Here is a 22,937-nt window from a genome sequence, read left to right on the forward strand (position 1 = left end):
GCAGGACGGAACCTATCACCGGCGTACGACGCAGGCGCAGGGTGTTTCAGGCCGTGGGACCGGACGTGGAGCGCTCGGAGGCATCCCCCTCGGACGGGTCCGGGTCCGGGTCACGGGTGCGCACGACCTCCTCGCGGCCCGGGTGGCGCCGGGCCGAGACGGCGAAGTAGATCGCCGCGAGGACGAAGAGCACGATCGAGGTCCACACGTTGAGCCGCAGGCCGAGGACGTCGTCCATCTGCACGTCGTCGATGCGCAGGTTCTCGATCCACCCGCGACCGGCCGTGTAGAGCATGACGTAGAGCGCGGCGACGCGGCCGTGGCCGAGCCGGAAGCGGCGGTCGAGCCAGATCAGCACCGCGAAGGCGCCCAGGTTCCACAGGCACTCGTAGAGGAAGGCCGGGTGGAAGGTCGCGACGTCGAGGTACTGCGACGGGCGGTTCGCCACGTCGATCTCCAGGCCCCACGGCAGGTCGGTCGGACGGCCGTAGAGCTCCTGGTTGAACCAGTTGCCCCACCGCCCCAGCGCCTGGGCGACCAGGACGCCCGGGGCCAGCGCGTCGAGCAGCGGCAGGAGCTTGATCCCGCGCAGACGCGCCCCGATCCAGATGCCCACGATGCCCAGCGCGATCGCGCCCCAGATGCCGAGGCCGCCCCGCCAGACGTAGAGCGCCGTGACCGGGTTCCGGCCCTCGCCGAAGTAGAGCTCCCAGTCGGTGATGACGTGGTAGAGCCGGCCGCCGACCAGGCCGAACGGGATCGCCCAGATCGCGAGGTCGCTCACGTCGCCGGCCTTGCCGCCGCGGGCGACCCAACGGCGCTCGCCGAGCCAGATCGCGAAGACGATGCCGAGGATGATGCTCAGCGCGTAGCCGCGGATCGGCACGGGCCCGGCGTACCACACGCCCTGCGACGGGCTGGGGATGGACATAAGGACCACCATCGGGGACGGCAGGGGCAGCATGGTGGCACTCATCCTTCGTCGAGCAGCAGGGTGATGTCGGTGTAGAGGTCGGCCTGGGAGACGTCCTGGTCCCACATCATGGTGGACTCGTCGTCGGCGTCGATGGCCAGGACCCGGGTCCCGTGGGTGACCTCGTAGCCGCCGCTCGGCAGCTTCTCGCCCTGGTCGACCGCGACGGCCATGCTGCGCGCCACGCCGATGATGTCGTCGAGCGGACCGGTCACGCCGACGATGCTGTCGTCGAAGGCGCTGACGTAGTTCTCGACGACCTCGCCCGTGTCACGGGCCGGGTCGGTGGTCACGAAGACCACGTCGACGCGCTCCTTCTGCTCGTCGTCGAGCCGGGCGAGCGTGCCCGCGAGGGTCGCCATCACCTGGCCGCAGATGTCGGGGCAGTTGGTGTAGCCGAAGAAGACCAGCGTGAGGTCCTTGTCGGTGTCCTCGGTCAGGCTGTACGCCGCTCCGCTGGTGTCGACCAGCGGGGTGGGGTCGACCTCGAAGGGCGGGTCGAGCACGGTGCCGGAGAGCTCGCCGCTGGCCGCACCCGGTCCCGCCCCGGCCTCGCCGCCGCAGGCGGCCAGCAGCCCGAGCAGCGCGAGTCCCGCGAGGGCCCTACCTCGCGCCACGGCGTACGCCCTCGGCCAGGTCGGTGGTCAGCGCGCGCAGCGCCTCGAGGCCTGCCGCCTCGTCGTCGGCGTGGTCGAGCAGGCAGCGCACGAACGCCGAGCCGACGATCACGCCGTCGGCGTAGGCGGCCACGTCGGCCGCCTGGTCGCCGTTGCTGACTCCGATGCCGACCGCGACAGGGATGTCACCGCTGGCACGAACCCGCCCCACGAGCGGCCCCGCGAGGTCGGAGCTCGCGTCACGGGCACCGGTGACGCCCATGACCGCGGCGGCGTAGACGAAGCCCCGGCTCTCGGCGGCCGTCATCGCGATCCGGTCGTCGGTGGAGCTGGGGGCGACCAGGAACACCTTGTCGAGGTCGTGCGCGTCAGCCGCGTCGATCCACGCAGACCCGTGGTCCGGCGTGATGTCGGGCGTGATCATCCCGGCACCCCCGGCCTTCGCCAGGTCGCTCGCCCACCGCTCCACGCCGTAGCGCTCGATCGGGTTCCAGTAGGTCATGACGAGGGTCGGCACACCCGTCTCGGCGACCGCCTCGACCACGCGCAGGACGTCAGCGGTGCGGACGCCGCGCTCGAGCGCCTGCTGCGCGGCGGCCTGGATGGTGGGCCCGTCCATGACGGGGTCGCTGTAGGGCAGGCCGATCTCGATCACGTCGCACCCGGCCTCGACCATCGCGCGCAGGGCCGTGATCGAGCCCTCGACGCTCGGGAAACCGGCGGGCAGGTAGCCCACGAGGGCCGAGCGGCTCTCGGCGCGGGCCTTGTCGAACGCCTGCGTGGTCGAGGTGGGGGTCGAGCCCATCAGGCCTCCTCCCCCGGCGCCGTCGCGACGACCGGCTCGGCCTCGCCGTCGGCGTCGCCGAGACCGAACCACTCGATGGCGGTGCCCATGTCCTTGTCGCCGCGACCGCTCAGGTTGATGATCACCGTGGCGTCGGGGCCCTTCTCGGCCCCCAGGCGGCGGGCCACGTCGAGCGCGCCGTAGACCGCGTGCGCGGTCTCGATCGCCGGGATGATGCCCTCGGTGCGGCTCAGCAGCGCCATGGCCTCCATGGCCTGGGCGTCCGTGACGGGCGTGTACGTCGCCCGCCCGAGGGCCGCGAGCCACGAGTGCTGCGGCCCGACACCGGGGTAGTCGAGGCCGGCGGAGATGGAGTGGGACTCCACGGTCTGGCCGTCCTCGTCCTGGAGGACGTAGGTGCGCGCACCGTGCAGCACACCGGCCTCTCCGGCGTGGATGGTGGCCGCGTGGCGACCCGTCTCCACGCCGTCTCCCCCGGGCTCGAAGCCGTGGATCTCCACGCCCTCGTCCTCGAGGAAGGCGGTGAAGAGGCCGATCGCGTTGGAGCCGCCACCCACGCACGCCGCGACCGCGTCCGGCAGCACGCCGTACTGGTCGAGGCACTGCTGGCGCGCCTCGTCGCCGATGCCGCGGCAGAAGTCACGGACCATGCTCGGGAAGGGGTGCGGGCCGGCCGCGGTGCCGAAGAGGTAGGCGGTGCGGTCGACGCTGGCGACCCAGTCGCGCATGGCCTCGTTGATGGCGTCCTTCAGCGTCGCACTGCCGGACTCGACGGGGACGACCTTGGCGCCGAGCAGCTGCATGCGGGCGACGTTGAGCGCCTGGCGACGGGTGTCGACGGCGCCCATGTAGACGGTGCAGTCCAGGTCGAAGTAGGCCGCCGCGGTGGCGCTGGCGACGCCGTGCTGGCCGGCACCGGTCTCGGCGATGACGCGCGTCTTGCCCATCCGCTTGGTGAGCAGCGCCTGACCCATCACGTTGCGGATCTTGTGGGCACCGGTGTGGTTGAGGTCCTCGCGCTTGAGCAGCACCCGGGCGCCGACGGTCCGCGAGAGCCTCTCGGCGTGGTAGAGCCGGCTCGGGGTGCCGGCGTAGTCGCGCAGCACGCGCTCGAACTCGCTCACGAAGGCGGGATCGGCCATCGCGTCCTGCCAGGCGTCGGTCAGCTCGTCCAGCGCGGCGACGAGGGCCTCGGGCATGAAGCGCCCGCCCCACGTCTGGCCGAAGTAGCCGCGCTCGTCGGCGTCGTACTTCACGGGCTGGGTCGTCTGCTGGCTCACGGTGCCGTCACTCCTGTCATCGCACGTACGGCGGCCTCGGGGTCGCCGTCCTTGACCAGTGCCTCGCCGACCAGCACCACGCCTGCTCCCTCGGAGACGAAGCGCTCGACGTCGGCGACGCCGGTGATACCGCTCTCGGCGACCTTGACGACGTCGGCATGGATCTGGGGCGCGAGGCGGCCGAAGACGTCCGCGTCGACCTCGAGGGTCTTGAGGTTGCGGCTGTTGACGCCGATCAGCTCGGCGTCCAGCGCGAGCGCGCGCTCGGTCTCGGCCTCGTCGTGCACCTCCACGAGCACGGTGAGGCCGAGCTCGCTCGCCTCGTCGTGGAGGCGGCGCAGCGTGTCGTCGTCGAGCGCCGCGACGATCAGCAGCGCCAGGTCGGCGCCCGCGGCCCGTGCCTCGACGAGCTGGTAGGTCTCGACGATGAAGTCCTTGCGCAGGATCGGGGTGTCGACCGCGGCGCGGACCGCCCGCAGGTCGGCCAGGCTGCCGCCGAAGCGACGCTCCTCGGTGAGCACCGAGATCGCCGCCGCACCACCACGGGCGTACGCCGTCGCGAGCACCGCCGGGTCGGGGATGTCGGCGAGGTCGCCCTTGCTCGGGCTGCGCCGCTTGACCTCGGCGATGACGCTCGAGCCGCGAGCGCGGAAGTGCGGCATCGGGTCACGCGGCGCCGGCGCGTCGGCGAGGTGCGCGAGCAGCTCGGACAGCGGCAGGTCGGCCTCGCGGCGCGCGAGGTCCTCACGGACGCCCGCGACGATGTCGTCGAGCACGGAACCGGTCGCAGGCATGCAACAACCCTCTCACCCGGGACCAGCCCGCGAGGGGCCGGTGCCCAGAGGTCGGACCGGGCGCGGCCCGGCCCGGGATCAGTGCTCGGAGCTGTGGAAGCCGAGCTTGGACAGCACGAGGAAGAGCGGGAACGCGAGCGTCGCGACGATGAGGCCGATCCAGAGCAGCGTCATCTGGGTCGGGACCTGGAGCAGGGCGACGCTGCCCACCACGAAGCCGAGCATCGCGACCGACACCGCGGTCCAAGCAGCGGGGGTGTTGCCGTGGCCAGCAGCCATGGGGAGTGCTCCTTCGTCGGATCTGCGCTTGCGTGCCGCAGTCTAGGCGGTGGGGTCACGGCCCTCGTCGAGGGCCTTCCAGATGTCGATGTTCTCCTTCGGCGCCGCGTCGTGGGCATCCGCCGCGCTGGCGCCCGTGGGCGCGTCATAGCGGGTGCCCATCTCCGGCCACTGGGGCACGAGGGCGACCGCGGCCGCGCTCGCCGCGACGCTCAGCAGCGCCCCGACTGCAGCGGCGGCGTACCAGCCCGTGAGGCCGGTGGTGACGGTGTCGGTGCCGGACGCCCTGAGCAGCGCGTCGGCGAGCTTGTCGGGCAGGCTCCGATACGCCTCGACGACCGTCGCCACCAGGCCCACGGCGGCGACCAGGCCCAGCGCGGCCACCGCCCGCCTGACGCGACCGCGGGTGACGAGCAGGACGCCCCAGCAGGCCAGCAGGACCAGCGCGAGTGCCGCGGCGAGCGGCGACTCCTGGACGCTGTCGAGGGAGAGCGCGGACGCCATCGCCGAGTCGGCAGCCGTGTCGACGCTGCCCGAGCTGCCGGCGACCCACGGCTTGCTGCCGGCCACCGCGCAGAGTCCCGCAGCGGCGACACCGACGAGGACGACCGGGCCGAACCTCCCGCGCCCCTGCGTGCGCTCAGCCATCGAACCGGTGCACCAGGTCGGCGTCGAAGCACGTCCGGTCGCCGGTGTGGCACGCCCCGTCGACCTGGTCGACGACGAAGAGGAGGGTGTCGCCGTCGCAGTCGAGGCGCACCTCCCTCATCTGCTGGGTGTGGCCCGAGGTCTCGCCCTTGACCCAGTACTCGCGGCGCGAGCGGGACCAGTACGTCGCACGCCCCGTGGCGAGCGTGCGGGCCAGCGCCTCGTCGTCGACCCACGCCAGCATCAGCACCTCGCCGGACCCGTGCTGCTGCACGACGACGGGGACGAGTCCCTCCGCGGTGTGGCGCAGGCGGGACGAGATCGACTGGTCGAGGGATGGGGCGGGGAGGTTCACGGGTCCATCGTCTCAGCCTCGCGGCTGCGCCACGTCTCCGCACAGGCCTGCGTGACCGGCCCCGGGGCCGGCAGGTCCCGGTCGTCCCACCGGGCGATGGCCTGCACGTCGCGGGTCGTGGAGGCCAGGAAGGCCTCGCTGCAGCGGTCGAGGACCTCCGTCAGCGGCTCGTCGACCTCCCGCGCCCCGCACCACTCGACGACGAGCGCGCGCGTCACCCCGGCCAGGCAGCCTGATGCGAGGCTCGGCGTGCGGAGCTCGCCGTCGACGACGTAGAAGACGTTGCTGCCGGTGCCCTCGCAGAGGTGGCCCGCGGTGTTGGCGAGGACGGCCTCGGTGCCGCCGTGCTCCGCGGCATGGGCCAGGGCGATCACGTTCTCGGCGTACGACGTGGTCTTGAGGCCCGCGGTGGCGCCGTGCTCGTTGCGGGTCCACGGGACCGTCACGACGCGAGTGCTCGCAGGCGCGGGCTCGAGGGCGCTGTAGGCGACGACGAGCGTCGGTGGACCTCCGCCGCGACCCGACCCCATCGGGTGGGGGCCGGCGGTGAAGGTGATCCGCAGGCGACCCATCGGGTCGTCGGCCGCGCCGTCCACGACCGCCTCCACCCCGCGGCGTACGGCGTCGAGGTCGGGTGCCGGCAGCCCGAGCCCCGCGGCCGAGCGCTCGAGCCGGGCCAGGTGGCGCGTCATCGCGAACGGCACGCCGTGCAGGGTCTTCACCGCCTCGAAGACACCGTCGCCGACGGTGAACCCGTGGTCGGTGACCGTGACGGCCCCCGCGGTCGGATCGGCCATCAGGTCGCCGTTCAGCCATACGCGCATGGCGCCACTCTAGGGCCGCCCCATGCACCCCACGAGCCCCTCGAACACGCGGAACGGGGGACCCGATTTTGGCCCCGCGCAACCCGTGTACTACTGTTCCACTCGCACTCAGGCCGGGAAACCGGCAGGAGCACGCAGGCGGACATAGCTCAGTTGGTAGAGCGCAACCTTGCCAAGGTTGAGGTCGCGAGTTCGAGTCTCGTTGTCCGCTCGGAAGGTCTCCCCCGTTCATTTTTCGGAACCTCCACGGTGGGTTGGCCGAGAGGCGAGGCAACGGACTGCAAATCCGTCTACACGGGTTCAAATCCCGTACCCACCTCGCATCACACAAGTTCACACGGGCGATTGGCGCAGCGGTAGCGCGCTTCCTTGACACGGAAGAGGTCACTGGTTCAAACCCAGTATCGCCCACCAGCACCGCAGAAGGCCCCGGAGATCCGGGGCCTTCTGACATTTCAGCCGGACGGGCCCGGCCGACGGGCATACTCCCCGGGTGACCAGCACCGGGACGTCCCACGACCGCACCCTCCAGCCGACGCAGGCCGCGCGCCGGGCGTACGCCGTCAACGCCGGCATCGCCTGGCTGGGCGTGGTGCTGACGGTCGTGCTGTCGGCGCTCGGGTGGTACCGCGAGGCCCCCGTCGAGGCCGGTCTCTACGGCGACACCGGCGACGGCCTCGGCGGCGCGCTCGCCCGGGTGACCGACACCTTCAGCTACTTCACGATCTGGTCCAACGTCGTGGTGGCCGTGTCGACCACGATGCTGCTGCGACGACCGGTGCGCGACACGCTGGTGCAGCGGGTGCTGCGGCTCGACGCACTGCTGATGATCACTGTCACCGCGATCGTCTACCAGGTGCTGCTCGCGCCCACGATCGACGTCGAGGGCTGGTCGCTGCTGACCGACCCGATCCTGCACGTCGTGACCCCGTTGGTCACCGTCGTCGTCTGGGCCGTGTGGGGACCGCGCGGCTGGATCAGCGCGCGGCTCGTGCCGCTGGCCCTCGTCGTGCCGCTGGCGTGGATCGGGTGGATGATGCTGCGCGGCGCCGTCGTGGACGCCTACCCCTACGGCTTCGCCAACGTCACCGAGCTCGGCTATGCCTCGGTGTCGCTGACGCTCGTCATGATCCTGGTCTTCGGCCTGGTGGTCGCGGCGGCGTACTGGGGCGTGGACGTGCTGCTGCGCAGGCGCTCGGCTCAGAACTCGTAGCCGAACTCCCGGATCGTGCGGGCGAAGCGCTCCGCCACGATCTCGGCGTCGCCCGGGCCGTAGAGCTCGCGGTAGTGCGGGCCGCTCCCCTGCTTGGCGTGCGGCAGGTCGAGCTCGATGCCCAGACGTGCCGAGATGTCTGCCACGGCAGCGGGCAGCTCCTCGTAGCGGTAGACCTCGTCGACGACGACCTGCCCTCCGAGGCGGTAGAGCCGCTCGTTGAGGGCGAGCCGCTCCATGCGCCGCGGGGTGCGCACGAACTCGGCGAACGTCTTGGTGAAGGTCGGCTTGCGGGCGCTGTAGCGGTAGGACGAGGCGACCACGTCGAACGGGTTCCGCTCGACGGCGAAGGTAAAGTAGGAGTCCCACGTCTCCCGTCCGATCACCTCGATCACGCGGCGCGCCCCCATGTGGGCGTACGAGCTGGGCTCGGTGTCGTCGTTCTGCGGGCCCACTCCCCCGGCCGCTGCGCGCAGCACCTCGTCGTCGGGGCTGATCCGGGTGACGATGTCTTCGGGGCCGCAGTGTCGCGACAGCGCGATCTCGAGGCTCGTGCCGGCGGTCTTGCGGGTCTTGACGAAGACGAAGCGGTGGCGGTGGGAGGCGATCACGCGAGTGGGCCTAGTCGTCCTCGTCGGCCAGCATCTCGCCGTGCGTGCCGGGACGGGGCGCCCACGGCAGCTCCTTGGCCGGGCGCACGACGATCAGCCGGTCGCCACGGGCGAGCAGCGACACCACGGGGTCGAAGTAGCGGTAGGTCTTCTCGTCGCGGACCACGGCGATCACCTGGTCGGGCAGCGACTGCGGCTGCTTGCCGACCTCGTTGACGAGCAGGTCACGCTCGGCGACCTCGAGGCCCTCGCCGTAGGTCATCAGGTCCTCCATCACCGAGCCCAGCTGCGGCGACATCGACGACAGGCCGAGGAGGCGGCCCACGGCGTCGGAGGAGGTGATGACCGAGTTGGCGCCCGACTGGCGCATCAGCGGGACGTTCTCGTGCTCGCGCACCGCGGCCACGATCCAGGCGTCGGGGTTGAGCTGGCGCACGGTGAGGGTGACCAGCACGTTGGAGTCGTCGCGGTCGGTGGTGATGATGACGTGGGTGGCCTTCTCGACGCCGGCCTGGCGCAGCACCCCGCGTCGCGTGGCGTCACCGGCGATCACGACCAGCTGGTCGCGGTTGCCGTCGGCGACCGCCACCGGGCTGGGGTCCACGACGACGATCGCGTCGCGTTCGTAACCGTTGTTGAGGAGGGTCTCGATCGCGCTGCGGCCCTTGGTGCCGTAGCCGACGACGACGACGTGCTGGTCCATCTTCTTCCTCCACCGGGAGACCCGGAACATCTCGCGTCCCTGGGAGGCGAGGACCTCCAGGGTGGTGCCGATCAGCAGGACCAGGAAGGCGATGCGGGCCGGCGTGATGACCAGGGCGTTGACCAGGCGCGCCTGCGGCGACACCGGGGCGATGTCGCCGTAGCCGGTCGTGCTGAGCGTGACGGTCGTGTAGTAGAACGCGTCGAGCAGGCTGATCTCGTTCTTCGGGTCGTTGCCGTCGCGGTAGCCCTCGCGGTCGAAGTAGACCAGCAGCACGGTGCCCACCAGGATCGACAGGGCCATGAGGACACGACGTCCCAGCTCCCACCACGGCGACCTGGTCTGCTCGGGCAGTGACACCCGGCCAACGCTGGGCTGGTGGCTCGACGTCGACACGCTCAGGAGTCTCGCACGCCCATGCGCCCGCGCAGGCGCTGGACCAGCTCGAGTCGCGCGCGCATCGTGTTCTTCTGCGGGAAGACGGTGTCGAAGGCTGCGTTGACGGCGGCACCGATGAGCACCGCCAGGGCGAGGAGGTAGAGCCAGAGCAGCACCGCGATGGGGGCGGCGAGCGGACCGTAGATCGAGCGCGACTCGGCCGCGGTGACCGTCAACGTCCAGCGCAGGACGTACGACCCGGCGATCCAGCAGAACAGCGCGAAGGCCGCACCGGGGAGGTTGAAGCTCCAGTTCGTCCGCACCGGCACCGACACGTGGTAGAGCGTGGCGAGGAAGCAGATGCACACCAGCAGCACGACGGGCCAGTAGAGGCTGTTGAGGAAGTCGAGCCGCTGCGGCAGCACCCGGTCGACCAGCGAGGGGCCGGCGACCACCAGCGGCAGGCTGAGCGCCCCGGTGACCATCGCGAGGACGTAGAGCACGAAGGACAGCGCACGGGTCGCGACGATCCCGCGGTGGCCGCCGAGGCCGTGCATGATCGTGATGGTGTCGACGAAGACGTTCAGCGCGCGCGAGCCCGACCACAGCGCGAGGATGAAGCCGATCGAGATCACGTCGTAGCGTCCGCCGTCGAGGACCGTGTCGATCGTCGGGCGGATGATCGTGTTCACCGCCCTCTCCGTCAGCGCCTGCCGCGAGACCTCCAGCACCGCGTTGCGCACGTCATCGATCTGGGTGGCGGAGAACTGCTCGCTGACGAAGCCCACCGCGCCGGCGAGCGCGAAGACGAGCGGCGGCACCGACAGCACCGCGAAGAACGCCGCCTCCGCGGCCAGGCCCGTCACCCGGTGCCGCAGGCACGAGCCGACGGCCGTGACGACGATGCGCCAGAGGTGCTCGCGCCACCGCCGGGCGACGACCTCGACGCGGCGGGGCGCGGGGGTGTCCTCGCGCGCCTCGACCATGCGAGTCACGCTAGCGAGTGGAGGGGGTCAACGACCGAATCCGGGCGGCGGGTTGCCCCGTGGCGTGGGCGGCGTCACGTCGCCAGCACCTACGGTGGCCCTCATGACCGACCTCGTCGATACCGACCACCGCGACGACACCCTCGACCTCCGGGCGACGACCAACCAGGTGCCGGCGCTCGTCGGGCACAACGTCGTCACCTCCGACCTCGCGCTCACCGAGGCCGTCGTCCGACTCGGGTCGGCGGCCGTCGTCGACGACCTCGCCGCCCTCGGCGCGGAGGCGGGATCCGCGGAGGCGCGCGAGCACGGGATGCTCGCCAACCGGCACCACCCCGAGCTGGTGCCGTACGACCGCTTCGGCACCCGCATCGACGAGGTCGCCTTCCACCCGTCGTGGCACTGGCTGATGGAGCGCGCCGTGGGCCACGGGCTCCAGGCCGCGCCTTGGGAGCAGCAGGAGGCCGGGGACCAGCACGCACACCTGCGGCGCGCGGCCGGCTTCTTCGCCTGGTCGCAGACCGAGCCCGGGCACGGCTGCCCGATCTCGATGACGTACGCCGCCGTGCCGGCGCTGCGGGCCGACGACGCGATCGCGCAGGCGTGGACGCCGCTGCTCGCCGCCCGCGCCTACGACCCGGGCGTGCGGGCGCCCTCGGACAAGTCCGGCGCGCTCGCCGGGATGGGGATGACCGAGAAGCAGGGCGGCTCCGACGTGCGGGCCAACCGCACGCAGGCGGTGCCGACCGGCGACGACGGCTGGTACGCCCTGCGCGGGCACAAGTGGTTCACCTCCGCCCCCATGAACGACGTCTTCCTCGTCCTGGCGCAGGCGCCGGGCGGGCTCACCTGCTTCGTCGTGCCGCGCGTGCTGCCCGACGGCACCCGCAACCGGATCGACGTGGTGCGCCTCAAGGACAAGCTGGGCAACCGGTCCAACGCCTCCAGCGAGCTCGAGCTCGACGGGACGCTCGCGCAACGGCTGGGCGACGAGGGCCGCGGCGTGCGCACGATCATCGAGATGGTCGCCGCGACCCGCCTCGACTGCGTGCTCGGGTCGGCCTCGCTGATGCGGCACGCCCTCGCCGAGGCGTCGTGGCACGTCAGCCACCGCTCTGCGTTCGGCGGGCTGCTGGTGGACAAACCGCTCATGCAGAACGTCGTGGCCGACCTGGCCGTGGAGTCGGAGGCCGCCACCGCGCTCGCGATGCGCCTCGCCTCAGCGGTCGACCGGCCCGACGACGCCCACGAGGTCGCACTGCGCCGCATCGCCCTGCCGCTGGCGAAGTTCTGGGTCTGCAAGCGCACACCGGCGATGGTGGCCGAGGCCATGGAGTGCCTCGGCGGCAACGGCTACGTCGAGGAGTCCGGACTGCCGCTGCTCTTCCGCGAGTCGCCGCTCAACTCCATCTGGGAGGGCTCGGGCAACGTCAACGCGCTCGACGTCCTGCGTGCCCTCGGCCGCGAGCCCGAGGTGCTGCACGCGTGGATCGCCGAGGTCGGTGCCGCCCGCGGCGGCGACAGCCGGCTCGACCGGGCGGTCGACGACACGTTGGCGATGCTCGGCGACACCGCCGGTCTCGAGGTCGGCGCCCGAAGGCTGGCCGGACAGATGGCGGTGTGCCTACAGGGCTCGCTCTTGGTGCGCTTCGCCCCGGCGGAGGTCGCCGACGCCTTCTGCGGCAGCCGGTTCGGGACGTCGTACGGCGGCACGTTCGGGATGCTGACGAGCGGGTCGCTGCGCACGGTGGTCGAGCGGGCCACCCCGCGCGCCTGAGCGCGTCAAGGACCTTCCGACGATCGCCCGCGCGGACGGCGGGCGCGGACTAACGTTGCCCCGTTCATCCATGGGGGGAAACTCGTGTCCAGCCAGTCCAGCACGCTCTTCACCGTCGGCACCCTGCTCCGGCACGCCCAGGACTCCGGCGCGCCCGTGCGCGTGCTGGTGCAGGGCACGTGGCTCGACGGCCGCATCGTGGGCGCGGACAGCCTCGGCGTGATCCTCGACGACGGCGCCGCACAGCAGGTGCTGGTGCGCCTCGACTCCGTCGTGGCCGTGGCCTTCTCCCGCGCCGACATCGACGAGGACCGGGACGAGGACGCCCGCGCCCACGGGCGGCGGCGCCGCGACCCGATCGAGGCCGGCCCGGTCGGCGGCTGAGCGCTACCCCGCACGTCGCGTCAAGGTTCACCGAAGGACTCCCGGACCCCGTCGCATTCGCCCCGCGCTGCCACGTGCCCGGCCCTACCGTCGGCTCATCGACAGCCGTGGGAGGCGATGCGCATGACGAAGATCAGCAGCACGATGCTCAGCGTGGGGACGCTGCTGCGCCGCGCCGAGGACACGGGAGCGGCGGTGCAGGTGCTCGTCCAGGGCATCTGGCTCGACGGCCGGGTGCTCGGGTGCGACGGCCTCGGTGCGGTCCTCGACGACGGCAACGGGCGTCAGTCGCTCGTCCGCCTCGACTCGGTGGTGGCGGTGACGTTCTCGCGCGCCCAGATGGAGGAGCCGGACGCAGCCCGCGCCCACGGCGGCGGCGCGAGCGGCCCGATCGAGGCCGGCCCGGTCACCGTGCCGCCCCAGTCGCGGGGCGAGCGCAACTTCCTCAGCCCAGCGCCGTACTGACGACCTCGCGTGCCTCGTCCTGCACCTGGGCGAGGTGCTCGGGGCCGCGGAACGACTCGGCGTAGACCTTGTAGACGTCCTCGGTGCCGCTGGGACGCGCCGCGAACCAGGCGGACTCGGTCGTGACCTTCAGACCGCCGATCTTCGCGCCGTTGCCTGGCGCTTCGGTGAGCTTGGCGGTGATCGGCTCCCCCGCCAGCGTCGTGGCGCTCACGTCGTCCGGCGACAGGGCTCCCAGCTTGGCCTTCTCCTCGCGGGTGGCCGCGGCATCGATGCGGGCGTAGGCCGGGTCGCCGTGCTGCGCGACCAGGTCGGCGTAGTGCTCGCTCGGGGTGCGTCCGGTGGCTCCCAGGATCTCGCTGGCCAGCAGCGCGAGCAGCAGTCCGTCCTTGTCGGTGGTCCAGGTCGAGCCGTCGCGGCGCAGGAAGGACGCGCCGGCAGACTCCTCGCCCCCGAAGCCGAACGACCCGTCCATCAGGCCCGGCACGAACCACTTGAAGCCGACCGGCACCTCGACCAGCGGCTTGCCGATCGACTCGGCCACCCGGTCGATCATCGAGCTCGAGACCAGCGTCTTGCCGATGCGCGCGGTGTCCGGCCACCCCGGACGCGCGCCGCCGAAGAGGTAGCCGATGGCGACGGCGAGGAAGTGGTTGGGGTTCATCAGGCCTGCGTCGGGCGTCACGATGCCGTGGCGGTCGGCGTCGGCGTCGTTTCCGGTGGCGATGTCGTACTCGTCCTTGCGCTGCACCAGCGACGCCATCGCGTACGGCGACGAGCAGTCCATGCGGATCTTGCCGTCCCAGTCGAGGGTCATGAACCGCCACGTCGGGTCGACCAGAGGGTTGACGACCGACAGGTCGAGGCGGTGCCGCTCGGCGATCTCGCCCCAGTAGGCCACGCTCGCCCCGCCCAGCGGGTCGGCACCGATGCGCACGCCCGCGTCGCGGACGACGTCGAGGTCGAGCACGTTCGGCAGGTCGTCGACGTAGTGGCCGAGGAAGTCGTAGGAGTCCACCGCCGCCCGCGCCTTCGCGAAGGTCACCCGCCGCACGCCCTCGATGTTGCCGCGGATCAGCTCGTTGGCCCGCGCCGCGATCACGCTCGTGGCGTCGGAGTCGGCCGGTCCGCCGTGGGGCGGGTTGTACTTGAAGCCGCCGTCCTGCGGCGGGTTGTGCGACGGGGTGACCACGATGCCGTCGGCGAGGCCCGCACCCGTCGTACGCCCCTCGTTGGCGCGGATGATCGCGTGGCTCACCGCAGGGGTCGGGGTGAAGCCGTCACGGTCGTCGACCAGCACGGTGACGTCGTTGGCGACGAGCACCTCCAGCGCGGTCGCCCACGCCGGCTCGGACAGCGCGTGGGTGTCGCGCCCGATGAAGAGCGGGCCGTCATAGCCCTGCTCCTTGCGGTAGTCGCAGATCGCCTGGCTCGTGGCCGCGATGTGGACCTCGTTGAAGGACGTGTTCAGCGACGTGCCGCGGTGGCCGCTGGTGCCGAACGCGACCTGCTGGGTCACGTCGTCGGGGTCGGGCTCGAGGTCGAAGTACGCCGTGACGAGGTGGGAGACGTCCACCAGGTCCTCGGTGCGAGCGAGCTGTCCGGCGCGATCGTGGGTGGCCATGGCCCCATCTTGGTGGGTCGGGCAACTCCCGTCGAGAAAGGCGCACGGCGGTTGTCGATTCCGGGCGGGTCGGTCCGTCACAGTGGTGGGGCCGCACCCGGCGGCCCGTCGCTTCCAGGAGGAGAACCGCACGCATGAGCCGCTACCTGATCCTGCTTCCCGCACCCGAGGCCGAGTGGGCCGACCTGCCACCCGAGGAGCACGAGAAGGGCCATCGCTCCCACGTGCAGTTCCACGAGGAGCTGCGCGCCGGCGGTCACACGATCGTCACCGGCGGCCCCCTCGAGGGCTCGGACCGCGCGACGTCGATGCGGCCCGGCGCCGACGGCCGGGCGCTCGTCACGGACGGCCCGTTCTCGGAGACGGCCGAGCAGGTGGTGGGCTTCTACCTCGTGGAGTCCGACGACGAGGCGGACCTGCGGGCCGTCAGCGAGCGCTTCGCGGCGCGGGGCGAGCACATCGAGTTCCGCCGGATGGCGGAGTGAGGAGCCGGACATGACCGAGTACGTCGTGCTGCTGATGGGTGACGCCGAACACTGGTGGGACCTGCCCGAGGAGGAGCGCGCGGCCGGCTATGCCGCGCACGAGACGTTCACCGCACAGCTGGTGGAGCGCGGCCACCGCGTCACCGGCGGAGCGGAGCTGCACCGGTCGTCCGAGGCGCGCACCATCGCCCCGCGCGCGACCACCGTGACCGAGGGCCCGTGGGCCGAGACCCGCGAGCAGGTCGGCGGCCTCTACCTCGTGGAGTCCGACGACCTCGACGACCTCCTGGACTGCTGCCTGCTGCTCGCGGCGACCGGTGACGCCGTCGAGGTCCGCCGCTGCGTCCAGCCCGAGGAGCGTGCGTCGTGAAGTACCTCGTGCTGCTGATCGGCGACGGCGAGCTCAAGCCCTGGCCCGAGCACTCGGAGGAGGAGCAGGGCGCGGTGATGCGGCTGTTCGAGGCGTTCGACGCGGCGTGCCGCGAGCGCGAGGGCGTGGAGATCCTCGCCGGCGAGGCGCTCGCCGGCCCGACCCACGCCACGACGATCCGCACGCGCGGCGGCACCACCTCGCTGACCGAGGGGCCCTACGCCGAGGTCATCGAGCAGATGGGCGGGTTCTACCTCGTCGAGGCGCCCGACCTCGACGTGCTGGTGGAGCTCCTGGCGATCCTGCCCCCGTACGACATGCAGGTGTCCCCCGCCGTGGACCCCTACTGATCGTGACGGCTCCCGACGGCGCCCTCGAGCAGGTCGTGCGCGAGGAGTGGGGACGCCTGGTCGCCCTGCTCCTCGCGCAGTTCCGCCGCCTCGACCTCGTGGAGGACGCCCTCGGGGACGCCGTCGAGGCGGCCAGCCGCACCTGGCCGGCCGACGGTGTCCCCACGAACCCCGCCGGCTGGCTGATGACCGCAGCGAAGCGCCGGGTCGTCGACCGCCTGCGCACCGAGGCGGTGGCCGTCCGCAAGCAGCCGCTGCTCCTCACCGACGCCGAACGCCACCAGGAAGGAGCGCGCACCATGGCCGACGGCGGCAGCCTCCTCGAGGACGACGTCCTGCGGCTCGTGCTGATGTGCGCCCACCCCGCCCTGGCCCCCGAGTCCGCCACCGCACTCAGCCTGCGCCTGGTGCTCGGCGTGCCCACCGCCGACATCGCCCGGCTCTTCCTGGTCCCGGAGCCCACGATGGCCGCGCGGATCACCCGCGCCAAGAAGCGCATCGTCGGGGCCGGCATCCCGTTCGCCGTCCCGGACGCCTCCGTGCTCCCGGACCGCCTCGACGCGGTCGCACAGACCGCCTACCTCGCCTTCACCGCCGGATACTCCCCCGGCACCGGCCCCGACCTGCTCCGCGCCGAGCTCTCCGGGGAGGCGATCCGGCTGGTGCGGGTGGTACTGGCCCTGCGGCCCGACGAGCCCACCCTGGTCGCGCTGCTGGCGCTGATGCTCCTGCAGCACTCCCGCCGTGACGCGCGCGTCAGCGACGGGCGGCTGGTGCTGCTCGCCGACCAGGACCGCACCCGCTGGCACCACGACGAGGTCGCCGAGGCAATGCGCCTCCTGGCCGCACCGCGCCTCGCCGGTCCCGTGACACCGCTCGCGGCGGCGTACGTCCTCCAGGGCCGGATCGCGGCCGAGCACGCCACCGCCCCGACCGCCGCGGACACGCGCTGGGACCGGGTCATCGGTCTCTACGACCTGCTGCTCCAGGTGTCGCCGTCACCGTCCGCCAGGCTCGCGCGTGCCGTGGCCGTGGCCGAGCACCTCGGTCCGGCCGCCGGGCTCGATGCCCTCGAGGGCCTGGAGATCCCGGACAGCCACCGCCCGGCGTCGGTGCGCGCCGAGCTGCTCGCGCGCACGGGAGACGCCGACGCCGCGCGGGCGGCGTACGACCAGGCGATCGCTGCGTGCCGCAACGACGTCGAACGAGCCTTCCTGCTCAGCCGTCGCGACGAGCTCGACCGCTAGTCCTGCGGCACCTTCTGCTGCTTGGCGAGCACCGTGAGGCCCTCGTCCACGACGAAGCCGCGGGCGCGGTCCTCCTCGTGGTCGACGCCGATCCGCGCTCCCGGCGGGACGACCACGCCCTTGTCGATGATCGCGTTGCGCACCACCGCGCCCTCGCCGATCTGCACGCCGTCCATCAGCACCGAGTCCGAGACCTCGGCGCCGTCCTTGACCCACACCGCCGGTGAGAGCACCGACTGGTTCACCGAGCCCCCGCTGACGACGACACCGGGCGAGAGGATCGAGTTGAAGGTCGAGACCCCCGCACCGCTGGCGCCCTCGACGAGCTTCGCGGGCGGGTGCGGGCCGTAGCTGGTGTAGATCGGCCACGCATTGTTGTAGAGGTTGAAGACCGGCAGCGGCGAGACCAGGTCCTTGTGGGCGTCGTAGTAGGACCGCATCGTCCCGACGTCGCGCCAGTAGCCGCGGTCGCGGTCGGTCGAGCCCGGGACCTCGTTGTCCTTGTAGTCGTAGACCGCGGACTCGGACTTGTCGACGAACCACGGCACGATGTCGCCGCCCATGTCGTGCTTGGACTCGTCGCGGTCGGCGTCGCGCGTGACGGCGTCGACCAGGGCGTCGGCGGTGAAGACGTAGTTGCCCATGCTCGCGAGCACCTCGTCGGGCGAGTCGGGCAGCCCGACCGGGGCGGTGGGCTTCTCGAGGAACGCCCGGATCTTCTGTGGGTCCGCGGGGTCGACGTCGATGACGCCGAACTGGTCGGCCAGGCTGATCGGCTGGCGGATCGCCGCGACCGTGCAGCCGGCGCCCGACTCGACGTGGTCCGCCACCATCTGCGAGAAGTCCATGCGGTAGACGTGGTCGGCGCCGACCACCACGACGATGTCGGGCCGCTCGTCGGTGAGCAGGTTCAGCGACTGGAAGATCGCGTCCGCGCTGCCGAGGTACCACCGCTTGCCGACGCGCTGCTGGGCCGGCACCGGGGTGACGTAGTTGCCGAGCAGGTTCGACATCCGCCAGGTCGTGGTGACGTGGCGGTCGAGGCTGTGGGACTTGTACTGCGTCAGCACGACGACCTTGAGGTAGCCGGAGTTGACGACGTTGGAGAGCGCGAAGTCGATGAGGCGGTAGATCCCGCCGAACGGCACCGCGGGTTTGGCCCGGTCGGCCGTCAGTGGCATGAGTCGCTTCCCCTCGCCGCCGGCGAGGACGACTGCGAGGACCTTCTTGCGCGGGGGCGTGATGGCCATGCGATGAAACTAGCCCCCAGCGGGGGCGCGGTCGACCACCCGTGGGCACTAGGTTCGGCTCATGCGCATCGACGTCCTCAGCAAGGAGTACCCCCCGGAGGTCTACGGAGGTGCCGGCGTGCACGTCGCGGAGCTCGTCCGCGCGCTGCGCGTCCAGCCCGCCGTCGACGCCCGCGTGCGCTGCTTCGGCGCGCCGCGCTCGGAGCCCGGCACGACGGCGTACGCCGAGCCGTCCTCGCTCGCCGATGCCAACGCCGCCATCCGCACGCTGGGCGTGGACCTGGCGATGGTCGACGACTGCGCCGGCGCCGACCTCGTCCACTCCCACACCTGGTACGCCAACATGGCCGGCCACCTCGCCGGGCTGATGCACGGCATCCCCCACGTCGTCAGCGCGCACTCGCTGGAGCCGATGCGACCGTGGAAGGCCGAGCAGCTCGGCGGCGGCTACGCCCTGTCGAGCTGGGCGGAGCGCACGGCGTACGAAGGTGCCGCGGGCATCGTCGCGGTGAGCGCGGCCATGCGCGACGACGTGCTGCGCAGCTATCCGCTCGTCGACCCCGAGCGGGTGCACGTGGTGCACAACGGCATCGACACCACCGAGTGGTCGCCGGTGGCGAACGCCGACCGCGTGCGCGAGCTCGGCGTCGACCCCGACCGGCCGAGCGTCATCTTCGTCGGCCGGATCACCCGGCAGAAGGGCCTGCCGCTCTTCCTGCGCGCCGCCGCCGCGCTGCCGCCCGAGGTGCAGCTCGTGCTGTGCGCCGGCGCGCCGGACACCCCGGAGATCATGGCTGAGGTGACCGAGCTCGTCTCCGAGCTGGGCGCGACGCGATCGGGTGTCGTCTGGATCGCGGAGATGCTCCCCCGTCCCGACGTGGTCGCGCTGCTGACCGCCGCCACCGTCTTTGCCTGCCCGTCGATCTACGAGCCGCTCGGGATCGTCAACCTCGAGGCGATGGCCTGCGAGACCGCCGTCGTCGCCACCGCCACCGGCGGCATCCCCGAAGTGGTCGTGCACGGCGAGACCGGCTGGCTCGTGCCGATCGAGCAGGCCACCGACGGCACCGGCACCCCGCTGGACCCCGAGCGCTACGTCGCCGACCTCGCGGCGGCCCTCACCGACGCGGTGTCCGACCCCGAGCGGGCGCGCGCCTACGGCGAGGCCGGGCGGCGGCGGGCGCAGGAGTCCTTCAGCTGGGACGCCATCGCCGGCCGGACGCTGGAGCTGTACCGCTCGCTGACCTGAGCTGCGGTCGTACGGACCCAACGCCTCCCATCGGCGCTCCCGCACGGGCGGGACCCCACCGACGTCGCCCGTTGGGTCCGTACGACCACGCCTGTGGAGAGAACCTGCGCGCGCTCGCGGAGCCGGTCAGGCTGTCGCTGTGGAGATTGCCGACCTGATGCCCGTCCTCGGAGGAGTGGCCTTACGCGCCCTCATCGTCCGACTGACGTCGCGGGCCGCGCTCGAGTCGGCGCTCGTGGCCGGGGAGCTCGTCCGGGTCAACCGCGGGCGGTACGCCGTCCCGGGAGTGCACGAGGGCACCGAGCTCGCCCTCCGGGTCAGTGGCCACGTGTGCCTGGTCTCGGCAGCGCTCGCCCACGGCTGGAAGGTCAAGGTCGTGCCTGACCTGCCCCAGGTCGCCGTCCCGAAGGACCGTCGCCTGCCGGAGGCGGTGCATGCGTCGATCCACCCGACGTGGACCGACCTGGGACCGGAGGACGTCGAAGGGTTGAGCACGACGGCCCGCAAGACGCTCGAGATGTGCGGGCGCCTGCTGCCGTTCGACGAAGCGCTCTCGATCGCCGACTCGGCCCTGCGCGACGGCTACCCACGCGACGACCTGCTCGAGCTCGCGGCGGGCGCGAAGGGACCCGGCTCGGCACGCCTGCGTCGGGTGGCAGCACAGGCGGACGGGCGTGCCGCCAACCCGTTCGAGTCGGTGCTGCGGGCCATCGCCCTCGACGTGGCGGGGCTCGAGCTGGAGCCACAGGTGCGCCTGCGTGGCGGGCTCGGGCTCGACGTACGCCCCGACCTGGTCGACGTACGGCTGCGCCTCGTGGTGGAGGCCGACTCCTTCGAGTGGCACGGCGACCGAGCCGCGCTGCGTCGCGACGCGCGGCGCTACGACCTCCTGGTGGCGGACGGCTGGACGGTGCTGCGCTTCGCCTACGAGGACGTCATGCACGACCAGGACTGGGTGCGCAGCGTCCTCGCCGCCACGGTCGTACGGACCAATCGACTTGCCGCCGTGAGCAGCTGAGCGTGGCACCCCGTCCGCGCGTCTCCGTTCGGTCCGTACGACGACAGCGCGCCCCGGGCCACAGCGGTCCGGGGCGCGCCACAGGAGGTCAGCGACCGGCGGGCACCGGGTCGTCGTGGTCGGCAAGCGTGTAGCCGTGGTCGTCGTCGACCATCGTCGTCTCGTCGAACGGGTCGTCACCGGCCAGGACGCGGTCGAGCTGGCTGCGGTCGAGCGTGCCGGTCCAGTGGCCGACCAGGATGGTGGCGACCGAGTTGCCGGCGAAGTTGGTCACCGCGCGGGCCTCGGACATGAAGCGGTCGATGCCGACGATGAGGCCGACGCCGTCGAGCAGCTCGGGGCGGTGCGAGGACAGGCCGCCGGCGAGGGTGGCCAGGCCGGCGCCGGTGACGCCCGCGGCGCCCTTGGACGCGATGACCATGAAGACCAGCAGGGAGACCTGCTCGCCGATCGAGAGCGGCATGTTCATGGCGTCGGCGATGAAGATCGAGGCCATCGTCAGGTAGATCGCGGTGCCGTCGAGGTTGAAGGAGTAGCCGGTCGGGACCACGATGCCCGAGGTCGACTTGCTCACGCCGGCGTGGTTCATCTTGGCGATCAGGCGAGGCAGGGCGGTCTCCGACGACGAGGTCGACACGATGAGCAGGAACTCGCGGCCGAGGTACTTCAGGAGGCTGAAGATGTTGACGCCGGTGGCGACCTTGAGGATCAGGCCGAGCACGCCGAAGACGAAGACGGCGCAGGTGATGTAGAAGGCGATCATGATCGTGGCGAGCGCCTTGAGGGCGTCGACGCCGGTCTCGCCGACGACCGCGGCGATGGCACCGAAGGCGCCGATCGGGGCGACCCACATGATCATCGCCAGCACCCGGAAGACCAGTCGCTGCACGTGGCCGATGCCGACGAGGATCGGCTCCCGGAGCGACCCATCGCCTGCAGCGCGAAGCCGACCAAGAGCGCCACGAGGAGGGTCTGGAGCACCTCGCCGGAGCTACGTCGGGCGGGTGCCGGGGCTTCGAGCTGGCCGGGGTCGCCCGGTCCGCCGGCGAGGCGGTGCGGCTGCTGGCCCGCGACGAGGCCGTGGACCTGATCCTGCTCGACATGCACCTCCCCGACGGCCACGGTCTCGGCCTGCTGCAGCGCCTGCGCGCAGAGGGCCGGCCGGTCGACGTCATCGCGGTGACCTCGGCACGCGACACCGAGGTGGTGCGCCGCGCGGTCAGCCAGGGCGTCGTGCTCTACCTCCTCAAGCCGTTCACCTTCGCGGCCTTCCGCGGCAAGCTCGAGCAGTACGCCGAGTTCCGCGCGCGGCTGGAGCGCTCCCCCGCCGACGTGGTCCAGGACGACGTGGACCAGCTCTTCGGCGCCCTGCGCGCCCGCCCCACGGGCGAGGCACTGCCGAAGGGGATGAGCCTGGACTCCCTGCGCGCCGTGGTCGAGGCGCTGCGCCAGCGACCCGACGGACTCTCCGCGACCGAGGCGGCCTCGGTGGTCGGCGTCTCGCGCGTCACCGCGCGTCGCTACCTCGAGCACCTCGCCGACGAAGGTCGGGTCACCCGCTCACCGCGCTACGGCGGCGCCGGGCGTCCGGAGGTCGGCTACGTCTGGGCCGCGACCGACGGTGGCTGAGCCCGCTCACCTGAGGACGAGCGACTCAAGCATCCGGTCGTAGCGGTCCGGCGCCACCTGCGCGTCCTCCTCCAGCAGGACCGCCTGCACCTGGATCAGCGCCCCCTCGTGGACGAGCATCCGCTGGAACACCGTCGCCGACTGTCGCTCGTACGTCGTCTCGATCCGGATGTCACGACCCCGCGCGCCGGAGTAGCGGATCGACGACGCGCTGGCGACCTGGCCGCCGACACCGTCCGCAGCGCCCTGCACGGCCCCGTCGAGGTCGATGGGCACGCCACGCGGGACCGGGGTCCGCGACACGGTGTAGGCGGACTCCCCCGCATCGCACATCCAGATGGTCGTGGCCAGCTCGTTGCCAGCCACCGTCTCGATCTGGACGCTCTCGGTCGGGTCGCACGGCAGCCCGATCCGGAAGCCCTCGGCCTTCACCGGCTGCAACGGCCCCAGCTCGGCCCTGGGCTCGGTGTCCGCCTGCAGGAGGCCGCACCCCGTTGCCAGGACCGCACACGTGACCAGCACCGTGGTCGCGACCACTCGTCGCACGACGTCCACCCCCGTGGCTCGACAACACGTCGGGTGCAGCCAGCCACGCCGGCGTACGCCTCACCGCCGAACGCCGG

The 22,937-nt window shown here is 72.1% G+C and carries 27 protein-coding genes and 3 tRNA genes; 14 read left to right on the forward strand and 16 right to left on the reverse strand.

Translation table 11 applies throughout. The annotated features are described in order from the left end of the window. Nucleotides 1-46: 46 nt before the first annotated feature. The 9 genes from lgt to IRX98_RS03930 form a co-directional block, all read right to left on the reverse strand. Nucleotides 47-964: a prolipoprotein diacylglyceryl transferase gene (gene lgt / locus IRX98_RS03890; protein ID WP_224273997.1), complete on the reverse strand. Its 918-nt coding sequence runs from the start codon at nucleotides 962-964 to the stop codon at nucleotides 47-49. A gap of 8 nt (nucleotides 965-972) precedes the next feature. Continuing rightward, the gene (locus tag IRX98_RS03895) at nucleotides 973-1,590 is read right to left on the reverse strand and encodes an SCO family protein (protein ID WP_224273998.1); all 618 of its coding nucleotides are present in this window, start codon (nucleotides 1,588-1,590) and stop codon (nucleotides 973-975) included. Beyond that, the gene (gene trpA, locus IRX98_RS03900; protein ID WP_224273999.1) at nucleotides 1,577-2,395 is read right to left on the reverse strand and encodes a tryptophan synthase subunit alpha; all 819 of its coding nucleotides are present in this window, start codon (nucleotides 2,393-2,395) and stop codon (nucleotides 1,577-1,579) included. Before trpA ends, IRX98_RS03895 begins: the two co-directional genes overlap by 14 nt. After that, nucleotides 2,395-3,675 (reverse strand): tryptophan synthase subunit beta, encoded by a 1,281-nt coding sequence (gene trpB / locus IRX98_RS03905; RefSeq protein WP_224274001.1) that lies wholly within the window; start codon nucleotides 3,673-3,675, stop codon nucleotides 2,395-2,397. The genes trpA and trpB overlap by 1 nt, the downstream gene beginning before the upstream one ends. Next, nucleotides 3,672-4,469, reverse strand: a complete 798-nt coding sequence (gene trpC, locus IRX98_RS03910; protein WP_224274003.1) for an indole-3-glycerol phosphate synthase TrpC — start codon at nucleotides 4,467-4,469, stop codon at nucleotides 3,672-3,674. Before trpC ends, trpB begins: the two co-directional genes overlap by 4 nt. A 78-nt stretch (nucleotides 4,470-4,547) precedes the next feature. Beyond that, on the reverse strand, nucleotides 4,548-4,748 hold the full coding sequence (locus IRX98_RS03915) for an HGxxPAAW family protein (protein WP_224274005.1): 201 nt from the start codon (nucleotides 4,746-4,748) through the stop codon (nucleotides 4,548-4,550). A 42-nt stretch (nucleotides 4,749-4,790) separates the two neighbouring features. Further along, nucleotides 4,791-5,396 carry a Trp biosynthesis-associated membrane protein gene (locus IRX98_RS03920; RefSeq protein WP_224274007.1) on the reverse strand — a complete coding sequence of 202 codons (606 nt, stop codon included), beginning with the start codon at nucleotides 5,394-5,396 and terminating at the stop codon, nucleotides 4,791-4,793. Next, nucleotides 5,389-5,751, reverse strand: coding sequence for a phosphoribosyl-AMP cyclohydrolase (hisI, locus tag IRX98_RS03925; RefSeq protein WP_224274010.1), 363 nt, complete (start codon nucleotides 5,749-5,751; stop codon nucleotides 5,389-5,391). The genes IRX98_RS03920 and hisI overlap by 8 nt, the downstream gene beginning before the upstream one ends. Next, nucleotides 5,748-6,575, reverse strand: a complete 828-nt coding sequence (locus tag IRX98_RS03930; protein WP_224274013.1) for an aminotransferase class IV — start codon at nucleotides 6,573-6,575, stop codon at nucleotides 5,748-5,750. The genes hisI and IRX98_RS03930 overlap by 4 nt, the downstream gene beginning before the upstream one ends. A 138-nt stretch (nucleotides 6,576-6,713) precedes the next feature. Here IRX98_RS03930 and IRX98_RS03935 point away from each other — a divergent pair. The 4 genes from IRX98_RS03935 to IRX98_RS22490 all read left to right on the forward strand — a co-directional run bounded on the left by IRX98_RS03935 (nucleotide 6,714) and on the right by IRX98_RS22490 (nucleotide 7,788). Further along, nucleotides 6,714-6,786: transfer RNA gene (locus IRX98_RS03935), tRNA-Gly, on the forward strand. A 37-nt stretch (nucleotides 6,787-6,823) separates the two neighbouring features. Continuing rightward, nucleotides 6,824-6,894, forward strand: a tRNA-Cys gene (locus IRX98_RS03940). Nucleotides 6,895-6,914: 20 nt separating this feature from the next. Then, nucleotides 6,915-6,989: transfer RNA gene (locus IRX98_RS03945), tRNA-Val, on the forward strand. A 79-nt stretch (nucleotides 6,990-7,068) separates the two neighbouring features. Further along, entirely contained in the window at nucleotides 7,069-7,788 is a 720-nt protein-coding gene (locus IRX98_RS22490) for a Pr6Pr family membrane protein (RefSeq protein WP_224274015.1), read from the forward strand. On the opposite strand, the gene IRX98_RS03955 is transcribed toward IRX98_RS22490, so the two are convergent. The 3 genes from IRX98_RS03955 to IRX98_RS03965 all read right to left on the reverse strand — a co-directional run bounded on the left by IRX98_RS03955 (nucleotide 7,776) and on the right by IRX98_RS03965 (nucleotide 10,466). Then, nucleotides 7,776-8,399, reverse strand: coding sequence for a hypothetical protein (locus IRX98_RS03955; RefSeq protein WP_224274016.1), 624 nt, complete (start codon nucleotides 8,397-8,399; stop codon nucleotides 7,776-7,778). The genes IRX98_RS22490 and IRX98_RS03955 overlap by 13 nt on opposite strands. Nucleotides 8,400-8,409: 10 nt before the next feature. Further along, nucleotides 8,410-9,405 carry a potassium channel family protein gene (locus IRX98_RS03960; protein ID WP_235744838.1) on the reverse strand — a complete coding sequence of 332 codons (996 nt, stop codon included), beginning with the start codon at nucleotides 9,403-9,405 and terminating at the stop codon, nucleotides 8,410-8,412. A 95-nt stretch (nucleotides 9,406-9,500) separates the two neighbouring features. Next, entirely contained in the window at nucleotides 9,501-10,466 is a 966-nt protein-coding gene (locus IRX98_RS03965; protein ID WP_224274240.1) for a YihY/virulence factor BrkB family protein, read from the reverse strand. 103 nt (nucleotides 10,467-10,569) lie between these two features. Between IRX98_RS03965 and IRX98_RS03970 the strand changes: the two genes are divergently transcribed. The 3 genes from IRX98_RS03970 (at nucleotide 10,570) to IRX98_RS03980 (ending at nucleotide 13,092) form a co-directional block, all read left to right on the forward strand. Continuing rightward, nucleotides 10,570-12,243: an acyl-CoA dehydrogenase family protein gene (locus IRX98_RS03970; RefSeq protein ID WP_224274018.1), complete on the forward strand. Its 1,674-nt coding sequence runs from the start codon at nucleotides 10,570-10,572 to the stop codon at nucleotides 12,241-12,243. Nucleotides 12,244-12,327: 84 nt separating this feature from the next. Continuing rightward, on the forward strand, nucleotides 12,328-12,627 hold the full coding sequence (locus IRX98_RS03975; protein ID WP_224274019.1) for a hypothetical protein: 300 nt from the start codon (nucleotides 12,328-12,330) through the stop codon (nucleotides 12,625-12,627). A 123-nt stretch (nucleotides 12,628-12,750) separates the two neighbouring features. Then, a complete protein-coding gene (locus tag IRX98_RS03980; RefSeq protein WP_224274020.1) occupies nucleotides 12,751-13,092 on the forward strand; it encodes a hypothetical protein in 342 nt (113 codons plus the stop codon). Here the strand turns inward: IRX98_RS03980 and pgm are convergent. Continuing rightward, on the reverse strand, nucleotides 13,073-14,716 hold the full coding sequence (pgm, locus tag IRX98_RS03985) for a phosphoglucomutase (alpha-D-glucose-1,6-bisphosphate-dependent) (RefSeq protein ID WP_224274023.1): 1,644 nt from the start codon (nucleotides 14,714-14,716) through the stop codon (nucleotides 13,073-13,075). The genes IRX98_RS03980 and pgm overlap by 20 nt on opposite strands. Before the next feature lie 134 nt (nucleotides 14,717-14,850). Here pgm and IRX98_RS03990 point away from each other — a divergent pair, with 134 nt between their 5' ends. Genes IRX98_RS03990 through IRX98_RS04005 form a run of 4 tightly spaced genes read left to right on the forward strand, consistent with a single transcriptional unit; the run spans nucleotide 14,851 to nucleotide 17,168 of the window. After that, nucleotides 14,851-15,201: a YciI family protein gene (locus IRX98_RS03990; protein ID WP_224274025.1), complete on the forward strand. Its 351-nt coding sequence runs from the start codon at nucleotides 14,851-14,853 to the stop codon at nucleotides 15,199-15,201. Nucleotides 15,202-15,211: 10 nt separating this feature from the next. After that, complete coding sequence (locus tag IRX98_RS03995) at nucleotides 15,212-15,571, forward strand: YciI family protein (RefSeq protein ID WP_224274027.1); 360 nt, start codon at nucleotides 15,212-15,214, stop codon at nucleotides 15,569-15,571. Then, complete coding sequence (locus tag IRX98_RS04000) at nucleotides 15,568-15,921, forward strand: YciI family protein (RefSeq protein ID WP_224274029.1); 354 nt, start codon at nucleotides 15,568-15,570, stop codon at nucleotides 15,919-15,921. Before IRX98_RS03995 ends, IRX98_RS04000 begins: the two co-directional genes overlap by 4 nt. Nucleotides 15,922-15,923: 2 nt before the next feature. Then, complete coding sequence (locus tag IRX98_RS04005; protein ID WP_224274031.1) at nucleotides 15,924-17,168, forward strand: RNA polymerase sigma factor; 1,245 nt, start codon at nucleotides 15,924-15,926, stop codon at nucleotides 17,166-17,168. Here the strand turns inward: IRX98_RS04005 and glgC are convergent. After that, nucleotides 17,165-18,412, reverse strand: coding sequence for a glucose-1-phosphate adenylyltransferase (gene glgC, locus IRX98_RS04010; protein WP_372456012.1), 1,248 nt, complete (start codon nucleotides 18,410-18,412; stop codon nucleotides 17,165-17,167). The two genes, IRX98_RS04005 and glgC, sit on opposite strands and share 4 nt — an antisense overlap. A gap of 67 nt (nucleotides 18,413-18,479) precedes the next feature. Here glgC and glgA point away from each other — a divergent pair, with 67 nt between their 5' ends. Both glgA and IRX98_RS23325 read left to right on the forward strand, forming a co-directional pair. Next, entirely contained in the window at nucleotides 18,480-19,667 is a 1,188-nt protein-coding gene (gene glgA, locus IRX98_RS04015) for a glycogen synthase (RefSeq protein ID WP_224274035.1), read from the forward strand. A gap of 139 nt (nucleotides 19,668-19,806) precedes the next feature. After that, nucleotides 19,807-20,685 carry a DUF559 domain-containing protein gene (locus tag IRX98_RS23325; RefSeq protein WP_224274037.1) on the forward strand — a complete coding sequence of 293 codons (879 nt, stop codon included), beginning with the start codon at nucleotides 19,807-19,809 and terminating at the stop codon, nucleotides 20,683-20,685. 88 nt (nucleotides 20,686-20,773) lie between these two features. Here IRX98_RS23325 and IRX98_RS04025 read toward each other — a convergent pair whose 3' ends face one another. Beyond that, the gene (locus IRX98_RS04025) at nucleotides 20,774-21,574 is read right to left on the reverse strand and encodes a cation:dicarboxylate symporter family transporter (RefSeq protein WP_308044393.1); all 801 of its coding nucleotides are present in this window, start codon (nucleotides 21,572-21,574) and stop codon (nucleotides 20,774-20,776) included. Between the two features lie 191 nt (nucleotides 21,575-21,765). On the opposite strand from IRX98_RS04025, the gene IRX98_RS04030 reads away from it, so the two are divergent. After that, the gene (locus IRX98_RS04030; protein WP_372455999.1) at nucleotides 21,766-22,314 is read left to right on the forward strand and encodes a response regulator; all 549 of its coding nucleotides are present in this window, start codon (nucleotides 21,766-21,768) and stop codon (nucleotides 22,312-22,314) included. 6 nt (nucleotides 22,315-22,320) lie between these two features. Here IRX98_RS04030 and IRX98_RS04035 read toward each other — a convergent pair whose 3' ends face one another. Beyond that, nucleotides 22,321-22,860, reverse strand: a complete 540-nt coding sequence (locus IRX98_RS04035) for a hypothetical protein (protein ID WP_224274039.1) — start codon at nucleotides 22,858-22,860, stop codon at nucleotides 22,321-22,323. Nucleotides 22,861-22,937 lie beyond the last annotated feature (77 nt).

Source organism: Nocardioides lacusdianchii (assembly GCF_020102855.1).
In the GTDB taxonomy this organism is placed as follows: Bacteria; Actinomycetota; Actinomycetes; order Propionibacteriales; family Nocardioidaceae; genus Nocardioides; species Nocardioides lacusdianchii.